At 70.7% G+C, this 21,978-nt stretch carries 21 protein-coding genes; 11 read left to right on the top strand and 10 right to left on the bottom strand.

The genetic code is table 11. The features are described 5' to 3' along the window. Positions 1 to 9: 9 nt before the first annotated feature. The 5 genes from ACSFA0_RS04785 to ACSFA0_RS04765 all read left to right on the top strand — a co-directional run bounded on the left by ACSFA0_RS04785 (position 10) and on the right by ACSFA0_RS04765 (position 4,601). Complete coding sequence (locus ACSFA0_RS04785) at positions 10 to 909, top strand: amidohydrolase family protein (protein WP_435449082.1); 900 nt, start codon at positions 10 to 12, stop codon at positions 907 to 909. A 14-nt stretch (positions 910 to 923) separates the two neighbouring features. Then, on the top strand, positions 924 to 1,931 hold the full coding sequence (locus tag ACSFA0_RS04780) for a Bug family tripartite tricarboxylate transporter substrate binding protein (RefSeq protein WP_435449081.1): 1,008 nt from the start codon (positions 924 to 926) through the stop codon (positions 1,929 to 1,931). Positions 1,932 to 1,938: 7 nt separating this feature from the next. Then, positions 1,939 to 2,913, top strand: a complete 975-nt coding sequence (locus tag ACSFA0_RS04775) for a D-2-hydroxyacid dehydrogenase (RefSeq protein WP_435449080.1) — start codon at positions 1,939 to 1,941, stop codon at positions 2,911 to 2,913. Positions 2,914 to 2,944: 31 nt separating this feature from the next. Then, positions 2,945 to 3,919 carry a Bug family tripartite tricarboxylate transporter substrate binding protein gene (locus ACSFA0_RS04770; RefSeq protein WP_435449079.1) on the top strand — a complete coding sequence of 325 codons (975 nt, stop codon included), beginning with the start codon at positions 2,945 to 2,947 and terminating at the stop codon, positions 3,917 to 3,919. A gap of 163 nt (positions 3,920 to 4,082) precedes the next feature. Then, positions 4,083 to 4,601 carry a Dps family protein gene (locus ACSFA0_RS04765; protein WP_435449078.1) on the top strand — a complete coding sequence of 173 codons (519 nt, stop codon included), beginning with the start codon at positions 4,083 to 4,085 and terminating at the stop codon, positions 4,599 to 4,601. Positions 4,602 to 4,609: 8 nt separating this feature from the next. Here the strand turns inward: ACSFA0_RS04765 and ACSFA0_RS04760 are convergent, their stop codons facing one another. The 6 genes from ACSFA0_RS04760 to ACSFA0_RS04735 form a co-directional block, all read right to left on the bottom strand. Further along, positions 4,610 to 5,656: a VWA domain-containing protein gene (locus ACSFA0_RS04760; RefSeq protein ID WP_435449077.1), complete on the bottom strand. Its 1,047-nt coding sequence runs from the start codon at positions 5,654 to 5,656 to the stop codon at positions 4,610 to 4,612. Between the two features lie 159 nt (positions 5,657 to 5,815). Next, positions 5,816 to 6,835 carry a GGDEF domain-containing protein gene (locus ACSFA0_RS04755; protein WP_435449076.1) on the bottom strand — a complete coding sequence of 340 codons (1,020 nt, stop codon included), beginning with the start codon at positions 6,833 to 6,835 and terminating at the stop codon, positions 5,816 to 5,818. A 54-nt stretch (positions 6,836 to 6,889) separates the two neighbouring features. Then, positions 6,890 to 7,207: a hypothetical protein gene (locus ACSFA0_RS04750; RefSeq protein WP_435449075.1), complete on the bottom strand. Its 318-nt coding sequence runs from the start codon at positions 7,205 to 7,207 to the stop codon at positions 6,890 to 6,892. 114 nt (positions 7,208 to 7,321) lie between these two features. Continuing rightward, positions 7,322 to 8,143, bottom strand: a complete 822-nt coding sequence (locus tag ACSFA0_RS04745) for an alpha/beta fold hydrolase (protein WP_435449074.1) — start codon at positions 8,141 to 8,143, stop codon at positions 7,322 to 7,324. A 93-nt stretch (positions 8,144 to 8,236) separates the two neighbouring features. Then, positions 8,237 to 10,333, bottom strand: a complete 2,097-nt coding sequence (locus tag ACSFA0_RS04740) for an ATP-binding protein (RefSeq protein ID WP_435449073.1) — start codon at positions 10,331 to 10,333, stop codon at positions 8,237 to 8,239. 1 nt (position 10,334) lies between these two features. Continuing rightward, complete coding sequence (locus tag ACSFA0_RS04735) at positions 10,335 to 10,685, bottom strand: response regulator transcription factor (RefSeq protein ID WP_435449072.1); 351 nt, start codon at positions 10,683 to 10,685, stop codon at positions 10,335 to 10,337. A 174-nt stretch (positions 10,686 to 10,859) separates the two neighbouring features. On the opposite strand from ACSFA0_RS04735, the gene ACSFA0_RS04730 reads away from it, so the two are divergent. Further along, entirely contained in the window at positions 10,860 to 11,591 is a 732-nt protein-coding gene (locus ACSFA0_RS04730) for a response regulator (RefSeq protein ID WP_435449071.1), read from the top strand. Positions 11,592 to 11,685: 94 nt separating this feature from the next. Next, positions 11,686 to 12,597 carry an AraC family transcriptional regulator gene (locus tag ACSFA0_RS04725; RefSeq protein ID WP_435449070.1) on the top strand — a complete coding sequence of 304 codons (912 nt, stop codon included), beginning with the start codon at positions 11,686 to 11,688 and terminating at the stop codon, positions 12,595 to 12,597. Positions 12,598 to 12,614: 17 nt separating this feature from the next. Here the strand turns inward: ACSFA0_RS04725 and ACSFA0_RS04720 are convergent, their stop codons facing one another. Continuing rightward, on the bottom strand, positions 12,615 to 15,053 hold the full coding sequence (locus tag ACSFA0_RS04720; RefSeq protein ID WP_435449069.1) for an AI-2E family transporter: 2,439 nt from the start codon (positions 15,051 to 15,053) through the stop codon (positions 12,615 to 12,617). A gap of 256 nt (positions 15,054 to 15,309) precedes the next feature. Next, a complete protein-coding gene (locus tag ACSFA0_RS04715; protein ID WP_435449068.1) occupies positions 15,310 to 16,248 on the bottom strand; it encodes a LysR family transcriptional regulator in 939 nt (312 codons plus the stop codon). 101 nt (positions 16,249 to 16,349) lie between these two features. On the opposite strand from ACSFA0_RS04715, the gene ACSFA0_RS04710 reads away from it, so the two are divergent. From ACSFA0_RS04710 to ACSFA0_RS04700, 3 genes are read left to right on the top strand one after another with little or no spacing between them, the layout of a single operon-like run. Continuing rightward, a complete protein-coding gene (locus ACSFA0_RS04710) occupies positions 16,350 to 17,330 on the top strand; it encodes a 3-hydroxyacyl-CoA dehydrogenase family protein (protein WP_435449067.1) in 981 nt (326 codons plus the stop codon). Then, entirely contained in the window at positions 17,327 to 18,157 is an 831-nt protein-coding gene (locus ACSFA0_RS04705; protein ID WP_435449066.1) for a beta-keto acid cleavage family enzyme, read from the top strand. Before ACSFA0_RS04710 ends, ACSFA0_RS04705 begins: the two co-directional genes overlap by 4 nt. A gap of 49 nt (positions 18,158 to 18,206) precedes the next feature. Next, on the top strand, positions 18,207 to 19,196 hold the full coding sequence (locus ACSFA0_RS04700; RefSeq protein WP_435449065.1) for a Bug family tripartite tricarboxylate transporter substrate binding protein: 990 nt from the start codon (positions 18,207 to 18,209) through the stop codon (positions 19,194 to 19,196). On the opposite strand, the gene ACSFA0_RS04695 is transcribed toward ACSFA0_RS04700, so the two are convergent. Beyond that, positions 19,197 to 20,099 carry a LysR family transcriptional regulator gene (locus ACSFA0_RS04695; protein ID WP_435449064.1) on the bottom strand — a complete coding sequence of 301 codons (903 nt, stop codon included), beginning with the start codon at positions 20,097 to 20,099 and terminating at the stop codon, positions 19,197 to 19,199. It abuts the gene before it with no gap. Between the two features lie 193 nt (positions 20,100 to 20,292). Here ACSFA0_RS04695 and ACSFA0_RS04690 point away from each other — a divergent pair, with 193 nt between their 5' ends. Then, a complete protein-coding gene (locus ACSFA0_RS04690; RefSeq protein WP_435449063.1) occupies positions 20,293 to 21,012 on the top strand; it encodes a pirin family protein in 720 nt (239 codons plus the stop codon). Positions 21,013 to 21,030: 18 nt separating this feature from the next. On the opposite strand, the gene ACSFA0_RS04685 is transcribed toward ACSFA0_RS04690, so the two are convergent. Continuing rightward, positions 21,031 to 21,927: a LysR family transcriptional regulator ArgP gene (locus ACSFA0_RS04685; protein ID WP_435449062.1), complete on the bottom strand. Its 897-nt coding sequence runs from the start codon at positions 21,925 to 21,927 to the stop codon at positions 21,031 to 21,033. Positions 21,928 to 21,978: the final 51 nt, after the last annotated feature.

Genomic DNA, 21,978 nt, shown 5'->3' with positions numbered 1-21,978 from the left:
GCCCCGCCCATGACCCGCGCCTGCCTTCCCCCGCTCGACACGGTCACCCCGCCCGGCTTCGCGCCGCCTGCGGGGGCGTGCGACAGCCATGCCCACGTGTTCGGCCCCTTCGACCGCTTTCCGCTCGCCGAGGACCGCAGCTACACGCCGGCCGAATACCCGGGCGATGCCTTCATCGCCCACCTCGACCGCTTCGGCCTCGCCCGCGGCGTGCTGGTGACCGGCAGCGCCAGCGGCACCGACAACGGTGCCGTGCTCGATGCGCTGTCGCATCATCCGGCGCGCCTGCGCGGCGTGGCCGTGCCGCAGGCCGACACCACCGATGCCGACCTCGACCGCTGGCATGCGGCCGGTATCCGCGGAGTGCGGGTGAATCTGTTCCAGCGCGACGGCCATGCGGTGTACCGCAACGGCGTGGGCATCGAGGTGCTGGAGGCGCTGGCGCCGCGCATCGCGGGCCGCGGCTGGCATGCGCAGATCTGGATCCATGCGCCCGACCTGGTCGAACTGGCCCCCCGCCTCCTGCGCCTGGGCTTGCCGCTGGTCATCGATCACATGGGCCGCATGGCGGCGTCGCGCGGCGTCGACGAACCCGGGTTTCGCATGCTGTGCCGGATGCTGGCCGACGGCAGCGCCTGGACCAAGATTTCCGGCGCCGATCGCAACACCGGCCTGGGTCCGCCCTATGCCGACATCGACCCGTTCGCCGAGGCCCTGCTGCGAGCCAACCCCGAACGCGTGGTGTGGGGCAGCGACTGGCCGCACATCAACTACTTCGAAGCCCGCGAGATGCCCGACGACGGCGTGCTCCTCGGCTTGCTCGCGCGCTGGCTGCCGGACGAAGGCCTGCGCCGCCGCGTGCTGGTCGACAACCCCGCCCGGTTGTACGACTTCCCTTCCGCCTCATGAATCAGGAGACAACAATGAAAACACCCCTTTCCTACACCCAAAGCCGCCGCCGCTGGCTCCTCGATGGCGGCGTCACCGCCGCTGCCCTCGCCTTCGGGCTGGGGACCGTGACGACTGCTACGGCGCAGGACGCCTACCCATCGAAGCCGGTGCGCGTGGTGGTGGCCTTCACCGCCGGCGGCACGACCGACATCCTGGCGCGGGCCGTGACGCAGCAGCTGTCGGAGAAGCTCAAGCAGCCTTTCGTCATCGACAACAAGCCCGGTGGCGGCGGCAACATCGGCACCGAGTTCGTGGTGCGCGCACCGCCGGACGGCTACACGTTCATCGTCAACTCCGTGGGGCCGATGGCCGTCAACCAGACGCTCTACAAGAACCTGGCCTATGACCCCCTGACGGATCTGGTGCCGGTGGTGCAGATCGCCGACGTGCCCAACGTGCTGGTGGTGAACCCGGACGTGCCGGCCAAGACGCTCGAGGCCTTCATCGCCTACGCCAAGGCGAATCCCGGCAAGCTCAACTATGGCTCGACCGGCGTCGGCACGTCGTCGCATCTCTCGAGCTTCATGCTGAGCAAGCAGACCGGTGCGCAGACCACGCACGTGCCCTACAAGGGGGCCAACGCCCTGACCGACCTGCTGGGCGGGCGCATCGACTTCATGTTCGCGACGATCCCGTCGGTCATTGCGCACATCAAGGCTGGCAAGCTGCGGCCGCTGGCGGTCAGCAGCGCCAAGCGCTCGCGCTCGATGCCCGACGTGCCGACCGTCGCCGAGAAGGGCTTCCCCGGCTTTGCGGCAGGCTCGTGGTTCGGGTTCTTCGCCCCCAAGGGCACGCCGGCCGAGGTGATCGCCCTGGTCAACAGATCGGTGAACGACGCCCTGCCCTCGCTCGAGGCGCAAATGATCCGCGAGGGCGCCGACCCGGTCGGAGGCACGCCGGCCCAGTTCGGCAAGTTCACGCGCGAGGAGTACGAGAAATGGAAAGTCATCGTGCGGGACTCGGGCGCGACGGCGGAGTGAACGCGAAGTGAACGCGCCCCTGCGCATCCTGTTGTCGCAGGCCGGTGAAGCGCAGGCCGGTGCGGGCATCGCCGCGACGCTCGGCGAGCTGCCGTGGCGCCGCGTGGCGCCCGGCGAGGACGCCGACATCGCCTTCGTCACACGCGACGTGACCGGTCTGTCGACCAAGCACACGGTGCTGCCCGACACCCGGGTCTTCTACGACGGCCTGCTGTCGGCCGCGAGCCTGCGCTGGGTCCACATCCATTCGGCCGGCGCCGACCGGCCGGTGTTCGTCGAGCTGATGCAGCGCGGCGTCGCGCTGACCACCTCGTCCGGCGCCAATGCGCGCATCGTCGTGCAGACGGCCGTCGCCGGCATCCTCGCGCTGGCCCGCCGCTTCCCGCGGCTGTTCGCTGCGCAACGGGAGGCCCGGTGGTCGCCACTCATGGGCGATGCGCTGCCGCGCGACCTGACGGGGCAGACCGCCGTCGTCGTGGGTTGGGGCCCCATCGCGCAGGGCATCGCCGCCTTCCTGCGGATGCTCGACATGCGCGTGGCCGTGGTGCGCAGCAGCGACGCAGCCGCCGACGGTGCCGCGGAAACGGTAGCCTTCGACCAGATCGCACGCGTGCTGCCGCGGGCCGACTGGCTGGTGCTGGCCTGCCCGTTGACGACGCGCACGCGCGGGCTGATCGATGCCCGCACCCTGTCCTTGCTGCCCGACGGCGCCCACCTGGTGAACGTGGCGCGCGGCGAGGTGGTCGACGAAGCGGCCTTGGTCGACGCGCTGTCGTCGCAACGCCTGGCCGGCGCCTTCCTGGACGTCTTCGCCCACGAGCCGCTGCCCGCGGACTCGCCCCTTTGGCGCCTGGAGAACGTGATCGTCACGCCGCACAGCGCCGGCCATTCGGACGGCAACGGCGCGCGGGTGCTGGCGATCTTTCTCGACAACCTGGCGCGCTGGCAGCGCGGCGATGCGCTGCGGCACCGCGCCGGCTAGCCGACCTCAACAACAACCCACGGAGACACCGATGACTTTCAAATTGCTGCGTCGCGCGACGCTCGTCGCGCTCGCGCTCGGCACCGGGCTCGCCGCCACCGCCCAGGATTTCCCGCCGAAAAAGCAGGTCACGCTGGTGGTCGGCTTCGCCGCCGGCGGCGGCGCCGACACGGCCGCTCGGCTCATCGACAAACGCCTGGCGGAGAACATCGGGCAGTCGGTCGTGATCGACAACCGCGCCGGGGCCGGCGGCAACATCGCGCACCAGTACGTGGCGAACGCACCGGCCGATGGCTCGGTGATCCTGCTGGGCTCCATCGGGCCGCTGGCGATCGCGCCGCACCTCATGAAGCTGCCCTACGACCCGGTGAAGGACCTCGCGCCGATCACCATGGGCCTGAACTTTCCGAACGTGCTGGTCGTGAACACGCAGCTGGGCGTGAAGACGCTGGCCGACTACATCGCCCTGGCCAAGAAGAAGCCGGGCAGCCTCGACTTCGCCTCGACCGGCGCCGGCTCGGCCTCGCACTTGGCCGGCGAGCTCTTCAACCAGCGCGCGGGGGTGGAGATCGTGCACGTCCCCTACAAGGGCGGCGCGCCGGCCATGGTCGACGTGCTGGGCGGGCGCGTCTCGGCGTACTACGCGGTGCCGGCCACCGCAGCGCCGTACATCGAGACCGGCAAGGTGATCGCGCTGGCGACCACGGGCCTCGCGCGAGCCGCCGCCCTGCCCAACGTGCCGACCATCGCCGAATCGGGCTACCCCGGTTTCAGCGCGACCAACTGGTACGCCTTCGTCGCGCCGGGCAAGACGCCGGTGCCGATCCTCGACGCCTGGAACCGCGAGATCGTCAAGGTGCTGAAGGAACCGGAGGTGCGCGAGCAGCTCGACAAGCATGGCCTGGTGCCGCAGCCCGGCACCCGTGCCGAGCTCGCGCGCTACATCGCCAGTGAGACCGCGATGTGGGGCAAGGTGGTGAAGGAACGAAACATCAAGGCCGAGTGAGCCGCTGCGGTGGCCGGCCTCGCCCGGCCATTTGTTTCAGCTGCAATGGACGACATGTCATCCGAAGTGCGGCCTGGGCACCGCGCCATCGAGGCGCAACGCGCCGCGCCGACATTGGAGACACCGAGCAGGGCTCGCCTTTCGTCCATTACCGGAGTTCTCCATGACCGACCTAGCCGCCGCCAAGAAGCATCGTCTCGCACCGCTGACCACCCCGACGCCCCTGGGCACGGACGCCACCCGCGATATCTCCGCGGAACTCAACGCCCTGCTGGCCGACACCTTCGCGCTGTACTTCAAGACCAAGAACTTCCACTGGCACATGTCGGGCCCGTCGTTCCGCGACTACCACCTGCTGCTCGACGAGCAGTCCGACCAGATCTTCGCCACCGTCGACCCGATCGCCGAGCGCGTGCGCAAGCTTGGCGGCACCACGCTGCGTTCCAGCGGCCACGCCGTGCGCCTGCAGCGCCTGAGCGACAACGACGCCGACTTCGTCACGCCGGCCGACATGCTGGCCGAGCTGAGCCAGGACAACCAGCGCGTCGCCGCCTTCATGCGCGAGACGCACGCCCTGTGCGACCGCTACGGCGACGTGGCGACCGCCAGCCTGCTGGAAGTGTGGATCGACGAAGCCGAGCGCCGCACCTGGTTCCTGTTCGAATCGGGTCGGCAGGGCTGATCAGCCGCTCATGTGATGCGCCCGAACCAGCGCATCGACAGCGCAGCGGCCGTCATCGCCAGCAGCGCCGACACCAGCGCGAACACCGCGCTGACCTCGGTCTCGCGCGTGAGCACCTGCACGCGCGAACCGAGGTTCTCGTAGACGCTGCGCAGCGCTTCGGCGGTGCCGGCGTGGTGGTAGTCGCCACCGGTCATGCGCGCCACTTCGCGCAGCGTGGGCTCGTCGAGCTTCATGTAGATGGCCATGCCGTCGGGCGCGGCGACATCGCCTTCGACGGTGCCCAGCCCGATCACGTGCACGCGGACACCGCGGTCGGCCGCCATCTTCGCGGCGGCCAGCGTGTCGACCCCCGTCGTGCGCCGACCGTCGCTCAAGAGAATGATCGCCGCAGAGTTGTAGGAACCCGGCGCCACCGGCGTGAAGGGCCGGGGCGGTGGCCGGGCCTTGTCGTCCAGGCTGCGCGCACGCGGGTTGCCGTTGCTGCCACCGGCGCTCATGTCGGCGAGCTCGATGCCCTGCTCCGGGAACAGCTCCGCCAGGCTCAGCACCAGGGCGTTGCCCACCGCCGTGCCCATCTGCATCTGGAAGCCGTCGATCGCCGTGACCAGCGCCTCGCGGTCGAGCGTGGCGCGCTGCGCGACCTGGCTGCTGCCGGCGAAGGTGACCAGCCCGACCTCGATGGTCTTGGGGACCTCCTGCAGGAACAGCTTCGCCGCGTCCTGCGCCGCCACCAGGCGGGTCGGCTTGATGTCGCTCACGCGCATGCTGAGCGACACGTCGATGGCGAGCATGACCGTGGTGCGCGCCCAGGGCAGCGGCACGTTGGCGACCGGCCGTGCCGCCGCCACCAGCAAGCCCGCGCCAGCCAGCAGCAACAGGGTGGGTGGCAGGTGCCGCCGCCACTGGCGACCGGCCACCGCCGCCTGCACCACGCCCAGGCTGCTGTAGCGCAGCGCCGCCTTGTTCCGGCGGCGCAGCAGCCACAGGTAGGCGGCGGGCATCAGCGCCAGCAGCAGCAAGAACCAGAGGTACCCAGGCCAGAGGAAGAACATGGCGGTGCGTGTCGGTGAACCTGCAGGGCGTCGGCTGCGCGGAACGCCGTGCCGACTCACGGCGCAGCGAATTCCTGCAGTGCAGCAACATCCTGCCTGGGATGGATTCGACGCGCAACCGGCATCGCGGGAAGCCCCGCAGCGCCGGTGCCCCGCGGCTCAGGGCCGGCCAGCGGCGCGTGCGCGCTTGTGTTCGTACATCGCCGCATCCGCCTGCCGCAAGGCGTGGTCCGCGCTGCAGTGGCGCGGATCGACCGCCACGGCGCCCACGCTCGCGCCGGCATAGGCGATGCGCTGCGCGCCCAGGTCGAAATCGCCCACGGTGAGGTCGGCGAGGCGTTGCCCCAGGGCCGCCACGGCGACGCCCGCGTCTTCACCCAGCGCGGGCCCGGGGCCGATCACCACGAACTCGTCGCCGCCCAGACGCGCGAGCAGGTCGCCGCTGCGCAGGGCGCTACTCAAGCGCTCGGCGATGCCGCGCAGGAAGGCATCGCCGCTCTGGTGGCCGTGCGCGTCGTTGACGGCCTTGAAACCGTCCAGGTCGATGAAGGCCACCAGCACCGAGATGTGGGCGCGCGCGCTGCGGCCGATCAGGCCCTCGAGCTCCTCGATGAGCAGGCGCCGGTTCGGTAGCCCGGTGAGGTGATCGGTCCGCGAACTGGCGGCCAGTTGCGCATTGACCGCCCGCAACTCGGACACCAGCCGCTCGCGCTCCAGGTGCTGGTTGATGAGGCGCGAGAAGAGCTCCAGCACGTGCATCGTCTGCGCAGACATCGGTCGCTCGGCGGCGCTCGCCGCGCACAGGGTGCCGTGAATCTGGCCGTCGTCCGCGCGAACCGGCGTGCTCATGTAGGTGCGGATGCCCAAGGCGCGCGCAGCGGCCGAATCGCCCCAGCATTCCTCGACGTTGCTGGTGTAGGCGCGCCCTTCGTCCATTGCCCGCTTGCACAGCGTGTCGGCCCACGGCACCGACAGGCCCTCGGGAATCTCCAGTGCCTCGGCATGGCTGTTGCGCGCGACGCGCACATGCTGCAGGCCGCCCGGCCAGTCGATCGACGTGAGGTACGTCGATTCGCAGCCGGTCACGGCCTCGAGCATTTCCAGCAACGGGCGGGTCAGTTCCTCGAGCGTGTGCCCGCCGCCGACGGCTTCGGAAAGTTTGGCCAGGATGGTTTGCATGCCGCCATTGTGGCGGTGCCGCACAGGCGCGAAATTGGGGCCGGCCAGCCCCCGTCAGCGCTGCAGCGTCTCGGCCTCTTTCGCCAACGCGACGGCCTGCTCCAGCTCGACCAGCGACAGGGCGCCCTGCAGGTCGACATCCCCAGCGCGCACGCTCGCCAGGGCATCCTGCGCGGCGGGGCCGCTCAGCCACGCGAAGGCCGAGGTGATGGTGCCGCCGCCGAACCGGGCGCGCAGCGCCACCGCGGCAGCCCGGCTCACTTCGGCGAAGGCCGCCTGGTCCGGTGCCGCGGAGGCCGCGCGAACCAGCACGCAGAAGGCCTCGAGCTTTTCGGCCTCCACGCGAAGCCGGCGATCTCGTCCGGCGCTCATGAAGATGCGGCGCGGCGAGCGCATGCCGGGGAGAAGAAAGAGGGGGCGTCCAGGGTCATCGGTGGGCTTCGGAAGAAGCCTGTGATTGTCCGTCCGATCGGCCCGCCCTTTTCTTCAACCCTGGATGAAGGCCAGCAGGTCCGCGTTGAACTTGTCCGCGTGCGTCGTGGCGATGCCGTGCGGCGCACCGGCGTAGACCTTCAGCGTCGCGCCTTTCACCAGCTTGGCCGACATCAGGCCGGCCGCGCCGATCGGCACGATCTGGTCATCGTCGCCGTGCACCACCAGCGTGGGCACGTCGATCTTCTTCAGGTCGGCGGTGAAGTCGGTCTCGGAGAACTGCTTGATGCAGTCGAGCAGCCCCTTGTGCGAGCCGGCCATGCCCTGCAGCCAGAACGAATCGCGCATGCCCTGCGTGACCTTCGAACCTTCGCGGTTGGCGCCATAGAAGGGCGTGGTGAGGTCCTGGAAGAACTGCGAGCGGTCGGCCGTGACGCCGGCGCGGATGCCGTCGAACACCTCGATCGGCAGGCCGCCCGGGTTGCTGGCGGTTTTGAGCATCAGCGGCGGCACGGCGCTCAACAGCACGGCCTTGGCCACGCGCTGGGTGCCATGGCGGCCGATGTAGCGCGCCACTTCGCCACCGCCGGTCGAATGGCCGACCATCACCGCATCGCGCAGGTCGAGCTTCTCGAAGAGCGCGGCGAGGTCGTCGGCGTAGGTGTCCATGTCGTTGCCGTTCCACGGCTGGCTGGAGCGGCCATGGCCGCGGCGGTCGTGAGCGATCACGCGGAAGCCACGTTCGGCCAGGAAGACCATCTGCGCGTCCCAGGCGTCGGCCGACAGCGGCCAGCCATGCGAGAAGACGACAGGTTGGCCGCTGCCCCAATCCTTGTAGTAGATCTGGGTGCCGTCTTGGGTGGTGAGGGTGCTCATGCGATTTCTCCGGGGATGAACGGCCGAGGCCGCGAAGACCCGATGTTCCGGCGGCGCGGTTGCCGCCCGGTTTCACGCGGCCGCGCGCAGATTTCAGCTGTAGCGTCCGCTGAGGGCCTCGGCCAGCCGCGTCGCCAGCTCGCGCAGCGCGAGCGGCTTGTGCAGCACCGCGTGCACCCCGGCGGCCTGGGCCCGCGCCACCATGGCCTGGTTCACCTTGCCGCTCATCAGCAGCACCGGCAGGGCCGGCCGCTGCGCCCGCAGCAGGCGCGCCAGTTCGGTGCCGGGCATGCCGGGCAGCATCTCGTCGCTGAGCAGCGCGTCGAAGCGATCGGGGTCGGCCTCGAAGGCCTGCAGCGCCCGCTCGGCCGAATCGAAGCCGACCGGCTCGTAGCCCAGGCCGGCCAGCGTCTCTTCCGCCAGCTCGACGAGGGCCTGCTCGTCGTCCACCACCATCACGACTTCGCCCTGCCCGGCCGGCCACTCGCCGGTGTCGGGCACGGTGGCCGGTGCGCACTCGCCGCACACCGGCAGCCAGACCGACACCTGCGTGCCTTCGCCGGGGACCGAGGCGACATCGATGGCGCCGCCCAGGTCGGCCACGATGCCGTGCACCACCGCCAGCCCGAGCCCCGTGCCCTCGCCCTGCTTCTTGGTGGTGAAGAAGGGCTCGAAGATGCGCTGCAGCGCCTCGGGCGGGATGCCCACGCCGGTGTCGCGCACCTCCAGGCAGACATGCGGGCCGACGGCCAGTTCGGTGTGCATCAGCACGCGCGGCGCGCGCACGTCGACGCGCCGCAGCCGGATCGACACCGTGCCCGCGCCCTCGATCGCCTGGACCGCGTTGGTGCAGATGTTCATCGCCACCTGGTAGAGCTGCGTGGCGTCGCCCAGCACGGCCGCGTCGCCGGCGTCCAGCTGCGCCTGCAGGTCCACGCCCGCCGGCAGCGTGGACGCGAGCATCGCGACGATCTCTTCCATCAGCGTCTGCACATGCACCGGCGCGCGGTCGGTCACGCCGCTGCGGCTGAAGTCGAGGATGCGCCGCACCAGCAGCCGCGCCCGCGCGCCGCCCTGCAGCACGCGATCGATGTGGCGCCGCAGCGCACTGCCGGGCTCGGCCTGCTGCTGGGCCAGTTCGCCGAAGCCGAGGATGGCGCCGAGGATGTTGTTGAAGTCGTGCGCGATGCCGCCGGCCAGCGTGCCCAGCGCCTCGAGCCGCTGCGTCTGCTGCAGCCGCGCCTCGAGGCGGCGGCGCTCGCGTGCGGCCTCGGCCTGGCGGCGCAACTGGCGCAGCAGCGCCACGATGGTCAGCCCGATCAACAGGCACACCACCCCGGTGCGGATGCTGGCGCTCCACATCTCGTCGTACCAGGGACGCAGGGCCTCGTCCTCGTCGCGCGTGATCGCCAGCAACAACGGCAGGCTGCCGACGCCGACCGTCGCGATCAGCTTGGCCCGCCCGTCCACCGGGCTGGCCGCACGGTCGATCAGCGCACCGCCCTTGAGGGCCGACAGCTCCGGGAACCGGGTGCGCGGCGCATCGGCCGGCTGCTGCACCACGACGCTGCCGTCGTCCTGCGCCAGCACCAGCGAACTGCCTTCGCCGAACTGGATGGCCGAGTAGGCGCTCTGCAGCGCCTGCAGCGTGACGATGGCCGTCACCACGCCGTCGAAGCTGCCGTCGGGCCGGCTCAGGCGGCGCGAAATGACGACCGCCGGCTCGCGCTCGGTGCGGGTGACGATCGGCTCGTTGATCACCAGGCCGGCCGTGTCGGTGTCGCGCTGCTTGAGGAAGTACGGGCGGTCCGAGACATCCGCCAGCGGTTCCCCCGTGGGACGCGAGCGGAATCGCTGCATGCCGGCCGCGTCGACGATGGTCAGCACGCTCACCTGCGGCACGCCCACCGCGCGCGAACTGAGCGCGGCCACGACCGCGTCCGGATCGGCGCGCCAGGGGAAGTTCTCGTACCAGCTGGCCGTGTCGCGCAGCAGCACGTCGACCGACTGCAGGTTGCGGTCGGCCTCGCCGGCCAGGGCGGTCGCGAGGTTGCCGAGCTCGCGTTCGTTGACCGCCATCACCTGCTGGTGCAGCCGCCAGCCGTCGTACGCGGCCGAGCCGACGAAGGCGACGATCAGCAGCAGGCCGCCGGCGATGACGCGTTCGCGCAGGTGGACGGAAGAGCGCATGTCAGTCGCTGGGTCCGATGGTGTCCGCCACAGCAGCGAGCAACTCACCGGCGGTACAGGGCTTGGACAGCAACGCGGCCACCCCCAGCGCTTGCGCCCGGTCCGAGCTGCCCGGCAGGCTGCGCGCGAGCTGCGCCGACAGGCCGATGACGGGCGCACCGGGGTAGCGCGCCTGCAGCGCGCGCACCTGCGGCGCATCGCCTTCGCGCAGCTTGGGCAGGTCGGCGATGACCAGGGCCACAGCGGCCAGGGGCATGGCCGCGCCGCCCCGCGACACCTCCACGCCGTAGCCGGCCTGGGTCAGCCACTCGGCGATCAGGGCCTGCATGGCGACGTCGTCTTCGATCAACATAACTTTCAGCATGGAACGCACCCGGGGCATGCGGTCGGCAAGGAGCCGCCACTTCTTCGGATGCCATTGGCGCATGGCCGGATGCCGGGGTGATTGCGGTGCGCACCGCCGTGTTTCATATGAAATATGAGCGAGGGCGACACGCAAGGAATTTACATTACGCTCGCGGCCCATATGGCCCACCGACCCCACATCCTGGTCGTCGACGACGACGCCGCGATCCGCGAACTCGTCGCCACCTACCTCACCGACAACGAGTTCCGCGTGAGCGGCGCCGCCACCGGTGCGGAGATGAAGCAGGCGCTGGCGGACCATGTGATCGACCTCGTGCTGCTCGACCTGCGCCTGAACGGCGAAGACGGCATGCAGCTCGCGCGCGGCCTGCGCGACAGCGGCGAGATCCCGGTGATCATCCTCACCGGCCGCCTCGAGGAAGCCGACCGCGTGATGGGCCTGGAGATGGCCGCCGACGACTACGTGACCAAGCCCTTCAGCAACCGCGAGATGCTCGCGCGCATCCGCGCCGTGCTGCGGCGCTACCAGAAGCGCGGCGAGGGCGAGGCCGGCACCCGCGACACGCAGCGCCGTGCCTATCGCTTCGACGGCTGGGAGCTGAACCTGCTGGCCCGCCGGCTGACCGCCCCCGACGGCCGCCGCGTCGATCTGAGCAACGGCGAATTCAACCTGCTGCAGGCCCTGTGCGAGGCGCCGCAGCGCGTGCTGTCGCGCGACCGCCTGCTCGAACTGTCGCGCCTGCATGGCGCCGAGGTGTACGACCGCTCCATCGACGTGCAGATCCTGCGACTGCGCCGCAAGATCGAAGGCGACCCGTCGTCGCCGCGCTTCATCCAGACCGAGCGCGGCGCGGGTTATGTCTTCAACACGCCGGTCGACGTGCTGAACTGATCGGGCGACCCTGGCCCACTTGGTCCACTTGCCCCATTCGGCAGGAGGGTCGAGACCGGCTGCCTGAGATGCCGCTGCGCCTCCGACCCACCCCATGACCGCCGTCGCCACCCCCTCGCCCAACCGCTTCGCCCGCCAACTCGCGCGGCAGTACGGGCTCGACGAGGTGGAGGCCTCGCGCGCGAGCCGGCGCGCGCTGGACATGGCGCGCATGCAGTACGCGCAGCCGCATCTCTTCGTGCTGCCGCCGCTGCCGGCCGATGAGGCCTTCGTCGTGAGCGTGGAACTGTCGCGCGCCGGCAGCCGACGCTTCTTCCAGCAAGGCGGGGAGACGCACCTGGGGCTGCTGGAGGCCGGCACGGTACACATCGCCGACCTCGCGACCCGCCCGTCGGCCTATGTCTGCAGCCCCTTCCATTCGGTGCTCTTCCGCATCACGCGGGCCGCGCTGAACGACTTCGCCCAGGAATCGGGCGTGGCGGCGGTCGGCGCGCTGCGGTGTGCGCCGGGCACCGCCGACCCGGTGCTCGCACACCTCGCAGCCGCCCTGCTGCCTTCGCTGCAGCGACCCGCGGAGGCCAGCGCCCTGTTCCTCGACCAGATGGCGCTCGCCCTGTATGCCCACGTCGCGCATGCCTATGGCGGCTCGGCGCCCCGCGTGAGCGCGGCAGCGGGCCTGGCACCGTGGCAGGAACGCCGCGCCCGCGAGCTGCTCGGTGCCGACCTCGCACACGACCTGTCGCTGGCCGAGATCGCCACCGCGTGCGGCCTGTCGCGCAGCCACTTCGGCAAGGCCTTCAAGACCACGACAGGCCAGACCCCGCACGCCTGGCGCACGGCGCAGCGCATCGAGGCCGCGCAGAAACTGCTGCGCGACGACACGGCTTCGCTCCCGGAGATCGCCATCGCGTGCGGCTTCGCGGACCAGAGCCACCTGACGCGCGTCTTCGGCGCGCGGGTAGGCCGCTCCCCCGGCGCGTGGCGCCGCATGCAGCCGACGCGCTGATGACTGAGCCCGCCGGCTCAGCCCGACGGCACGACCTGCCCGACCGTGGCCGAGTTCGCTGTGACCGGCACCACGGCCGCCACCGCAGCATCACCCCACTGCCGCACGCTGGCACGCAAGGTCTCCACCAAGTCCTTGGCCATCGACTCCAGCAGATGGACCTCGCGCTGCGTGAGCATGCGCGGCTGGGTGTCGAGCAGGCACAGCGTCCCCAGCACATGGCCGCCGGCATCGCGCATCGGCGCGCCCGCGTAGAAGCGCAGTCCCTTGGCCTGGAGCGCCGGGTTGCCGGCGAAGCGCAGGTCCTTGGCGATGTCGGGCACGACCAGCGTCTGGGCGTTGGCCACCACATGGCCGCACATCGACAGGGCGCGAGGCAGGTTCAGCGCCTCGCCCCGCACCACCGGGGACGCCGCGTTCGACGGATCCTGCAAGGCGCCATGCGCGCCCTGGACGATCTGTCGCGTCGCATCGATCAGCGACACCATGGCGAGCGGCACGTCGAAGATGTCGGCCGCCCGCTGTGACGCCAGGTCGAACAGCGGCTGCGCGCGCGCATCGAGCGCACCGCTGGCCTGCAGCGCGGCCACACGCTGCGCGTCGGCTTCGGGCACGGCCGCTTCCATGAAGCCCTCGCTCAGCTCGGCGCCCAGCAGGGCCGAGATGCGCACGGCGGCCTCGCCCATCGAGGTCACGACCGCCTCGGCGCCGAGCGCCCGGCATGCCTCGTCGCCCAGCAATTCGGCCGGGGCGTTCCACAGGCCCAGCACGATCCGCACGTCGGGCCAGCGCCGTTTGAGCCGTCGGCAGAAGTGACGCGCCTGCGTCGCTGGCTCGGGGCTGAAGTAGGACAGGCAGACGACCTGCACATCGTCCAGCGCCAGCGATGCGATGTAGTCGGAGGCGATGGTGCCGGTGGGGCGGTGGTCCGCGCCGTAGTGCTCGAGCGACAGGGCGTGCGCCAGCATGCGGGCGGCCAGCGTGTCGACCTCCCATTTGCCGCCAATGCAGACGACCCGGGCGCCGCGCCCTGGTGGCGGTTCGGGATACTGCTCGCGCAGGTCGTCGATCAGGCTGTCCATGCCCATCACCACCCGGTGCCGGTGCTCCGCGGTGGCGACGCTCGCATGGTCGCTGGACGCCATGCGCAGCACCGGCAGGCCGGTCTCGCTGTAGAAGCCGATGACATGGCTGGCCTCGACCTGCTCGCCGGCGAGCTCGATCGCCTCCTCGACATCGCCCGCGATGAGCCGCTGGTAGATGCGCGTGGGCGCATCGAGCGCGGGCGCACTGCCCAGCAGCACGTCGAGAAAGCGCAGGCGCGGCAGGTGACGGCCGATGACCATGAGGCACACCGTCAGCGGCGTCGACATGATCAGCCCGACCGGGCCCCAGAGGGCGGTCCAGAAGGTGGCCGAGACCATCAGCGACATCGCCGACAACCCCGTGCTGGCGCCGTAGAGCCACGGCTCGATCACGTTGTTGCTGAGCATCTCCAGCGCGACGATCAGACCGAGCGTCCACAGCACCATGCTCCACCCGGGGTCGACGGCGAAGGCGAGCGCCAGTGGGAACACCGCCGAGATCAGCGGCCCGATGTACGGGACGAAGCGCATCAGGGCGGCCACGGCACCCCACAGCAGGGCGCCCGGTACGCCGATGAACCAGAGCCCCAACGCCATGGGCACGCCGTAGGTCAGGTTCACGACGAGCTGCATCGTCAGGTACCTGCTGATGCGTTGCCCGGCCTCGTCCATCGCGTCGGTCGACCGGTGCAGGCTGCCGCCCCACAGGCGGAGCAGCCGGTCGCGCAGGTCCAGGCGATCGAGCAGGATCAGCACGACGAAGACCAGCACGATGCCCGCGTTGGCCAGGGGCCCGCTGCCGGCCTCGAGCAGGCCGAGCGCCTGCTGGAAGGACGACGGCGGTCGCTCCGCGATCTGGACGCGCTGCGGTGCCGCGACCGGCCGGGCCCCCTTGACCGGCGCGGCACCGCCCGCATCGCTCGCCGGAAGCGACGCCGTATCGACTTCGCTCTTGAACGTGTCGAAGGTCCGCACCACGCCGTCGAACATGCCCGGGCGGCTGGCGCTTTCGCGCAGGTCGCGCAACTTGGTCTTGATGTTGTTCTGGTAGGTCGGCAGCTGTGCGCTCAACGCACTGACCTGGTTGCCGAGGAACAGCCCGGCGAGGCCGACCATGCCCAGCGCGAAGACCACCACGAGGATCACGGCCGGCGCCCGCGGCAGGCCCCATCGCTTGAGCCGCACCACGAGCGGGTCGAGCACGAAGCCCAGCAGGAAGGCGAGGGCCAGCGGGATCAGGATCTCGCGGCCGAAGTAGAGCGCCGCGATGATCAGGCTCCCGGTCACCAGGCCGATCATCAGCTTGAGCTCCGGCACGAGCGTCGCCAAGGCGTTGAGCGACGGCGACGACGTCAACAGGGAATGGGACACCAGGCCCTCCACGACGCCCGGGGCACCAGCCTCGCCACCGCGCGCCGGCCGTGGACTGCCGGTCGATCCGTCTGAACGCACATCCATCTGCTGGCCCGCCGCTGAAGAAAGTTCTGCCAAGAAACGCCCGCGCCGACCTCGCAGCCGGCGCATCCCGCCGAGCACTGTCGTCGAACGCGTTGCCGGTCAGGTCGTCCCTGCGCGTGAGTTGCCGTAGGCTGCGCGCCCGGCTTGGCGGGGCGCCACCGGGACGCGGTCAGGCGGGCGCTTGCCGTGGGGTGTCGAACCGGGCGGTCGCGGCTTCCATCTCGGCGCGCAGCAGCGTGACCATGCGTTGCGCCGCGGGCGAGAGGCCGCGGCCGCGCAGGCTGACCAGGCCGATGGGACGGCGCAACACGGGCGCACGCAGCCGCCGCAGCACCACGCCGGGCCGCTGCGCCACCTGTGCCGCCAACTCCGGCAAGGCGCTGACCCCGAGGCCCGCGGCCACCATGGCCGCGATGGTCGCGAGGTACTCGACCTCGTAGCGGGGCGCAAAGCGCAGCTTGTGCGTGAGCAGCGCCTCGTCGGCGTACTGGCGCACGCTGGTGCCCGTGGGCATCGAGATGTGCGGCAGTGGCGCGATGTCGGTCCAGGCCAGCGCCGATCGGCCGCGCGCGAGGGCATGGGCGGCTGGCAGCAACAGCACGAAGGCGTCGGCAGAGAGCGGCAGGTAATCCAGATCGGCATAGGCCGGATTGGCCGCCGTCAGGGCGAAGTCGACCCGGCCGGCGCGCACCATCTCGAAGGCCGGCCCCGCCAGGCTGTCGACCAGTTCGAGCTGGACGCCGGGGTGGTCGAGCGCGAAACGGGCGAAAGCCAGCGGCACGACGGTGGCCGCCAGCGACGGCAGCGCGGCCAGCGCCACCCGCCCGACCTGCACGTCCTCGACGGCCCGCACCCGACGCACCGCCTCGTCCATCTGGTGGCGCACGAAGCGCGCCTGCTCGGCGAACACGCGGCCTGCCTCGGTCAGATGCACCGCGCGGGTGGTGCGCTCGAACAAGCGGGCCGACAGCATCGCTTCGAGCCGGGCCACCGTGCCGGAGACCGCGGGCTGCGACAGATGCATCTGCAGCGCGGTCCGGCGAAAGCTCAGGGTCTCCACCAAGACCAGGAAGACATCGAGTTCGTGGGCCGTCCAATTGATCTTCACAGCTGATCAGTCTATAGAAAAACTCGTCTGGACCTTGCAATGACGCCTGCCTAGACTGCGCCGCAGACCGAGGCACCGGCATCGGGCAGGAGACCAGAGACATGAACACTTTTTCGAGTCCGCGCGGCGCACGCACGGTCGTGGTCGGCGGCGGCACGATGGGCGCCGACGTGGCCGTGGTGCTCGCACGCGCAGGCGCACGGGTCACGGTGGTCGACCCGAACGAAGCGCAGCGCCAGCGCCTGGGCCCGCTCGTCGCGGCCGAACTGCAGGCGGCCGGCCTGGGCCACCGGGCCAGCGGGGTCGACACGGTGGCCACCCTGGAAGCAGTGGACTGGCACGCGGTGACGCTGGTGGTCGAATGCATCACCGAGCGACTCGTCGCCAAGCAGGCGCTGTTCGCCGAATTGGTGCGCCGTGCGCCGGCGACGGCAGTGCTGGCCAGCAACAGCTCCAGCTTTCCCATCAGCGCGATCGGCGCCGGATGCGAGACCACCGGCCGCATGCTCGGCCTTCATTTCTTCATGCCGGCCCATCTGGTGCCGCTGGTCGAGGTGGTCTGCGGCCCCGACACCGACCCGGCCTGCGCGGCCTGGCTGTCGACGTTCATGCGTGCCTGCGGCAGCGTGCCGGTGCTGGTGCGCAAGGACAAGCCGGGCTTCCTCGCGAACCGGCTGCAGCATGCGCTGTCGCGCGAGGCCTTCGCGCTGATCGACGAAGGCGTGGCGTCGGCCGAGGACGTGGATGCCGCCGTTCGCTTCGGCTTCGGCTTCCGCTACCTGGCGGCCGGGCCGGTGCTGCAGCGCGACCATGCGGGCATCGACGTTCACTGTGCCGCAGCCGCCACCATGTACCCCACGCTGTCGAACACAGCGGAGCCCGCGCAGGCCTTGCGCGACCGCGTGGCCCGCGGCCAGCTCGGCATGAAGACGGGGCAGGGTTTCTTCGCGTGGCCCGAGGAGAAGCGACGCGCCGAGCGCGCCCGCTACGACGGCCTGCTGCGCCAGGGCCTGGCACTGCTGGCCCCCGAACTGCCGGCCATCGACCGCAGCGACGATCCGACTCCGGGCATGCCGTCATGAGCGACGCCCTCGACCAGGCCCTGATCGTCACGGTCGCGCCCAACGGCGCCTACAAGCAGCCCGCCGACCACGCGGCGCTGCCGGTCACGGCCGCGGCGCTGGCCGACACGGCGCGGGCCTGCCTCGACGCCGGCGCCGCCATGCTTCACCTGCACATCCGTGATGCCGAAGGCCGACACAGCCTGGACGTCGAGGGCTACCGCGAGGCCCTGCGGGTCGTGCGCGGCGCCGTCGGCGATGCGATGGTGCTGCAGGTCACCAGCGAGGCCGCAGGGCGTTATCGGGCACCGGCCCAGATCGCCATGGTGCGCGCCCTGCGACCCGAGGCGGTCTCGATCGGACTGCGCGAAGTCGACACGCCCGACATCGGCGAGGCGGGCCTGCAGGACTTGTTCGAATGGCTGGTGCGCGAGCAGGTGATGACCCAGGTCATCCTCTACGACGCGGCCGACGTCTCGCGCTGGCAGGCGCTGCGCGCGCGCGGCGTCGTGCCCGACGCGCCGTGGTTCCTGCTCTTCGTGCTGGGGCGCTACAGCGCGGGCCAGACGTCCAGCCCGCGCGACCTGTTGCCCTTCCTCGCCGCCCACGAAGGGCAGGAACCCTGGGCCGTCTGCGCCTTCGGCGCCACCGAGAACGCCTGCATCACGGCGGCCGCGGCGCTCGGCGGCCACGCCCGCGTCGGCTTCGAGAACAACCTGCGGTGCAAGGACGGGCGCATGGCACCGGACAACCGCGCGCTGGTGCGGCAGGCGGCCGACGCCGCCGCCGCCCTCGGCCGGCCCCTCGCGACCGGCGACCAGATCCGCCAGCGCTTCGGCGGCCGCTGACCGACCCTTGCACCGCACGCCAGAACAAACCACCCAGGAGACAAGCACCATGCAAAGAAGAGAGATCACCCGCTGGCTCGCCGCGAGCCTGTTGCCCCTGTGCGGAATCGGCAGCGCCGTCGCCCAGACGGCGGCGCCCTACCCGTCGAAGAACATCCGCTTCGTCGTGCCGTACCCGCCCGGTGGACCGACCGACCTGATGGCGCGCATGTTGGCACCGGAGCTGCAGAAGCGGCTCGGGGCCAGCGTGATCGTGGACAACAAGGGCGGTGCGGGCGGCAACCTGGGCAGTGCCGAGGTGGCCCGCCAGGCGCCCGCCGACGGCCACACGCTGCTGCTGGCGGCCAGCGGCCCGATGGCGGTGAACCCGTCGCTCTACCGCAGCATGCCCTTCGATCCGCTCAAGGACCTGGCGCCGGTGGTGCAGCTCTCGGCCTTCCCGCTGGTGCTGGAGGTCCACCCCTCGCTCGGCGTGCGCACGCTCAAGGAGTTCATCGCCCTGGCCAAGGCTGGCAAGGTCCCGCTGAGCTACGCATCGGCCGGGAACGGCACGCCGCAGCACCTGGCGGGAGAACTGTTCAACACCACGGTGCAGACCCAGATCAAGCACATCCCTTACCGCGGGGCCGGCCCGGCCCTCAACGATTTGCTGGGCGGCCAGGTCAACGTGATGTTCGACATCCTCGGCAGTTCCCTGCCCTACCTCCAGACCGGGAAGCTGGTGCCGCTGGCCGTGACCTCGCCGCAACGCAGTCCTGCGCTGCCGCAGGTTCCGACCATGGCCGAAGCCGGCGTGAGCGGCTACGAGATCAGTGCCTGGCACGGCATCGCGGTGCGCGCCGGCACGCCGCAGCCGGTGGTCGACAAGCTCAATGCGACCATCAATGCGATCTTCCAGGAGCCGGACTTCCGGGCCAAGTGGGAGGCGATCGGCTCGCCGGTCGTGGGCGGCACCGCCGCCCGCTTCGGCGCGCTCATCCGCAGCGATGCCGAGCGCCTGGGCAAGCTGGTCAGGGATGCCGGCGTGACGGTCGACTGATCACCCCGGCAGGATCGCCGGCACCAGTTCCCGCTGCAGCCGGGCCCGCCACCACTTGAGCGCCTCGCCCGTGGCGGCGGGCTTCCAGGCCAGCCAGAAGGTTTCTTCGGGCCGCGACTCCTCGCAGGCCAGTTCGACCAGCGTGCCGCGCGCCAGCGCGTCGCGCACGCAGTCGCGCGGCAGGAAGCCGTGGCCCAGGCCGTCGATCTGGCAGGCGATCTTGGCAGCCATCGAGGGCACCGTGAGCCGGCGCTGGCCCGGCAGCAGGCCGATGGTGCGGTCGGACAGCGACCGCGCACCGTCGCCCACCACCACCGCCGTGTGCTGCAGCAGGTCGGCCCGCGTGAGCGGGCGGCGCAGCAGGGCCAGCGGGTGGGTGGGCGCCACGCAGAAGGCGAAGGACAGGCTGCCCACGGCCACCGCCTTGTAGCCGCCGCCGGCCGGCCAGTCGCTGGCGGCCACGATGAGGTCGGCGCGGCCGTCGCGCAGCGCCTCCCAGGTGCCGGTCATGGTGTCGCAGCCGATGCGCAGGCGTGTGCCGCAGTTCAGGTCCTCGAAGGCGCGGATGTCGTGGTTGAAGGCGCTGGTGGGGATGAGCGAGTCGTGCACCAGCCGCAGCTCCGACTCGAAGCCGGTGGCGATCTGCCGCATGCGCGATTCGAGCTCGCCCGCGGCGGCGATGAGCCAGCGCCCTTCCTTGAGCATCTCCTGGCCGGCCGGCGTGAGCGTGACGCGCGGCCCTTGGCGGGTGAACAGCGCGATGCCAAGCTGCTCCTCCAGCTTGCCGACGGCGTACGAGATGGTCGAGGGCACCTTGTGCAGCCGCTCCGACGCAGCCGCGAAGGAGCCGTGGCGCGCGATGGCGTCGACCAGCTCGATCGCTTCCAGGGTGAGCTTCAGCATCGCAATGCCTCCAAATTAATCATCGAAAACGTCGATCGATTAGCCACAAACGTTTCAGTGTCCGAGGGTGCCTTGCGGCCGATACTTTCCTTACCTCACGGCCATCCCCAGTGGAAAAGTCTTCGATCAAGGGCAGACAGCGCGCCGGGCTGATCGTGAATTTCATCGACCAGACAAAGACAAGGAACGCATCATGCTCGAACTTCGCAAGGCCGACCAGCGCGGTGTAGCCAACCACGGCTGGCTCCGCTCGCGCCACACCTTCTCCTTCGGTCATTACCACGACCCCCAGCAGCAGGGCTTCTCGGACCTGCTGGTCATCAACGACGACCGGGTCGACCCGGCACAGGGTTTCGGCACCCACCCGCACCGCGACATGGAGATCTTTTCGTACGTGCTCGAGGGCGCGCTGGCGCACCAGGATTCGATGGGCACGGGCTCGGTCATCCGGCCGGGCGACGTGCAGATGATGAGCGCCGGCACCGGCGTGCGTCACAGCGAGTTCAACCACTCCAAGACCGACGGCGTGCACTTCCTGCAGATCTGGATCGTGCCGTCAGTGAAGGGCGCGGCACCGCGCTACCAGCAGGTCCATTTCAGCGACGCCGAGAAGCGCGGCCGGTTGCGCCTCATCGCCTCGCCCGAAGGCACCGACGGCTCGCTCGGCGTGCACCAGGACATGCGGATGTACGCCGGCCTCTTCGACGGTGCCGAGCGCACGACGCTCGACCTCGCCCCCGACCGCTATGCCTATGTGCATGTGGCGCGCGGCAGCCTCGAGGTCAACGGCGAGAAGCTGGGCGAAGGCGACGGCGCGCGCATCCGCGACGAGCGCCAGCTGCGCTTCGCCAAGGGCGAGCAGGCCGAGGTGCTGGTGTTCGACCTGCGGCCGCACGAGCGTCCGACGATGTGAGGCACCGAGGCGCCGAGCTCAAGCTGGCAACAGGGCGTCCCGGGCGGCCCCCACGACGTGCCGGGTCAGCCCGTCGAGCAGCGCGGAGGCGGCACGCGCCTGCTGCCAGTGCAGGGGAACGTCCAGCGGCGTGTTCGCGACCAGCTCGGCCAGCGACCCGTCCTTCAGGTGCGACGCGATCAGCGCCTCGGGATGGAGGCCCCAGCCCATGCCGGCCAGCGTCGCTGTCACGAAGGCCTGTGACGACGGGAGCGTGTGCCGGGGCAGTTCCACATGCCGATGGCACAGACGGCGCGACCACTGCACCTGCAACTCGTCTTTCGCATTGAAGACCAGGCTGGGTGCGCGGGCCAGGGTACCGGCCCCGACGCCCTCGGCGAAATGCCGCCGCATGAAATCGGGCGTCGCCGCCGCCACGTAGCGCATCACGCCCAGCGGACGGATGTTGCAGCCGGCCGCCGGGCGACTGCTGCCGGTCACGGCCGCCAACACGGCGCCGCTGCGCAGCCACTGCGCCGTGTGGTCCTGGTCGTCCACGGCGATCTCCATGAGCACCGGCGCGTCGGCCGCGAAGGCCGCCACGGCCGGCGCGAACCAGGTCGCCAGGCTGTCGGCGTTGACCGCGACCGGCAGCGGCACACGCGCCATCCCCTCCGGCGCCAGCGTCGGAACGGCGCCTTCGAGTTCCTGCTCCAGCAGGCGAACACGGTCCACGTGCTGGCACAGGCGGCGGCCGGTGTCGGTGGGGCGACACGGTTGTTCGCGCACCACCAGCGCGCAGCCCAGGCGCTCCTCCAACAGCCGGATGCGCTGCGAAATGGCCGACGGCGTGACGTTCAGGGCGCGGGCCGCGCGGTCGAAACTGCCTTCCCTCACGACCGCCGCCAGGGCGGACAAGGCTGCATAGTCCAGCATGACGTAAGTACTCCTAATTCAGCATTAATGAAGATAGTTTGTCTTCATCGA

It is taken from the genome of Variovorax restrictus (genome assembly GCF_051216715.1).
GTDB lineage: Bacteria > Pseudomonadota > Gammaproteobacteria > Burkholderiales > Burkholderiaceae_C > Variovorax.
The sequence above is the reverse complement of the archived record's forward strand: the minus strand, read 5'-3'. Positions and strand labels throughout refer to the sequence as shown.

Coding starts and splice junctions, on each gene's coding strand:
- ACSFA0_RS04785 (WP_435449082.1), top strand. CDS start 10: ATGACCCGCGCCTGCCTTCCCCCGCTCGACACGGTCACCCCGCCCGGC.
- ACSFA0_RS04780 (WP_435449081.1), top strand. CDS start 924: ATGAAAACACCCCTTTCCTACACCCAAAGCCGCCGCCGCTGGCTCCTC.
- ACSFA0_RS04770 (WP_435449079.1), top strand. CDS start 2,945: ATGACTTTCAAATTGCTGCGTCGCGCGACGCTCGTCGCGCTCGCGCTC.
- ACSFA0_RS04765 (WP_435449078.1), top strand. CDS start 4,083: ATGACCGACCTAGCCGCCGCCAAGAAGCATCGTCTCGCACCGCTGACC.
- ACSFA0_RS04760 (WP_435449077.1), bottom strand. CDS start 5,656: ATGTTCTTCCTCTGGCCTGGGTACCTCTGGTTCTTGCTGCTGCTGGCG.
- ACSFA0_RS04755 (WP_435449076.1), bottom strand. CDS start 6,835: ATGCAAACCATCCTGGCCAAACTTTCCGAAGCCGTCGGCGGCGGGCAC.
- ACSFA0_RS04750 (WP_435449075.1), bottom strand. CDS start 7,207: ATGAGCGCCGGACGAGATCGCCGGCTTCGCGTGGAGGCCGAAAAGCTC.
- ACSFA0_RS04745 (WP_435449074.1), bottom strand. CDS start 8,143: ATGAGCACCCTCACCACCCAAGACGGCACCCAGATCTACTACAAGGAT.
- ACSFA0_RS04740 (WP_435449073.1), bottom strand. CDS start 10,333: ATGCGCTCTTCCGTCCACCTGCGCGAACGCGTCATCGCCGGCGGCCTG.
- ACSFA0_RS04735 (WP_435449072.1), bottom strand. CDS start 10,685: ATGTTGATCGAAGACGACGTCGCCATGCAGGCCCTGATCGCCGAGTGG.
- ACSFA0_RS04730 (WP_435449071.1), top strand. CDS start 10,860: ATGGCCCACCGACCCCACATCCTGGTCGTCGACGACGACGCCGCGATC.
- ACSFA0_RS04725 (WP_435449070.1), top strand. CDS start 11,686: ATGACCGCCGTCGCCACCCCCTCGCCCAACCGCTTCGCCCGCCAACTC.
- ACSFA0_RS04710 (WP_435449067.1), top strand. CDS start 16,350: ATGAACACTTTTTCGAGTCCGCGCGGCGCACGCACGGTCGTGGTCGGC.
- ACSFA0_RS04705 (WP_435449066.1), top strand. CDS start 17,327: ATGAGCGACGCCCTCGACCAGGCCCTGATCGTCACGGTCGCGCCCAAC.
- ACSFA0_RS04700 (WP_435449065.1), top strand. CDS start 18,207: ATGCAAAGAAGAGAGATCACCCGCTGGCTCGCCGCGAGCCTGTTGCCC.
- ACSFA0_RS04695 (WP_435449064.1), bottom strand. CDS start 20,099: ATGCTGAAGCTCACCCTGGAAGCGATCGAGCTGGTCGACGCCATCGCG.
- ACSFA0_RS04690 (WP_435449063.1), top strand. CDS start 20,293: ATGCTCGAACTTCGCAAGGCCGACCAGCGCGGTGTAGCCAACCACGGC.
- ACSFA0_RS04685 (WP_435449062.1), bottom strand. CDS start 21,927: ATGCTGGACTATGCAGCCTTGTCCGCCCTGGCGGCGGTCGTGAGGGAA.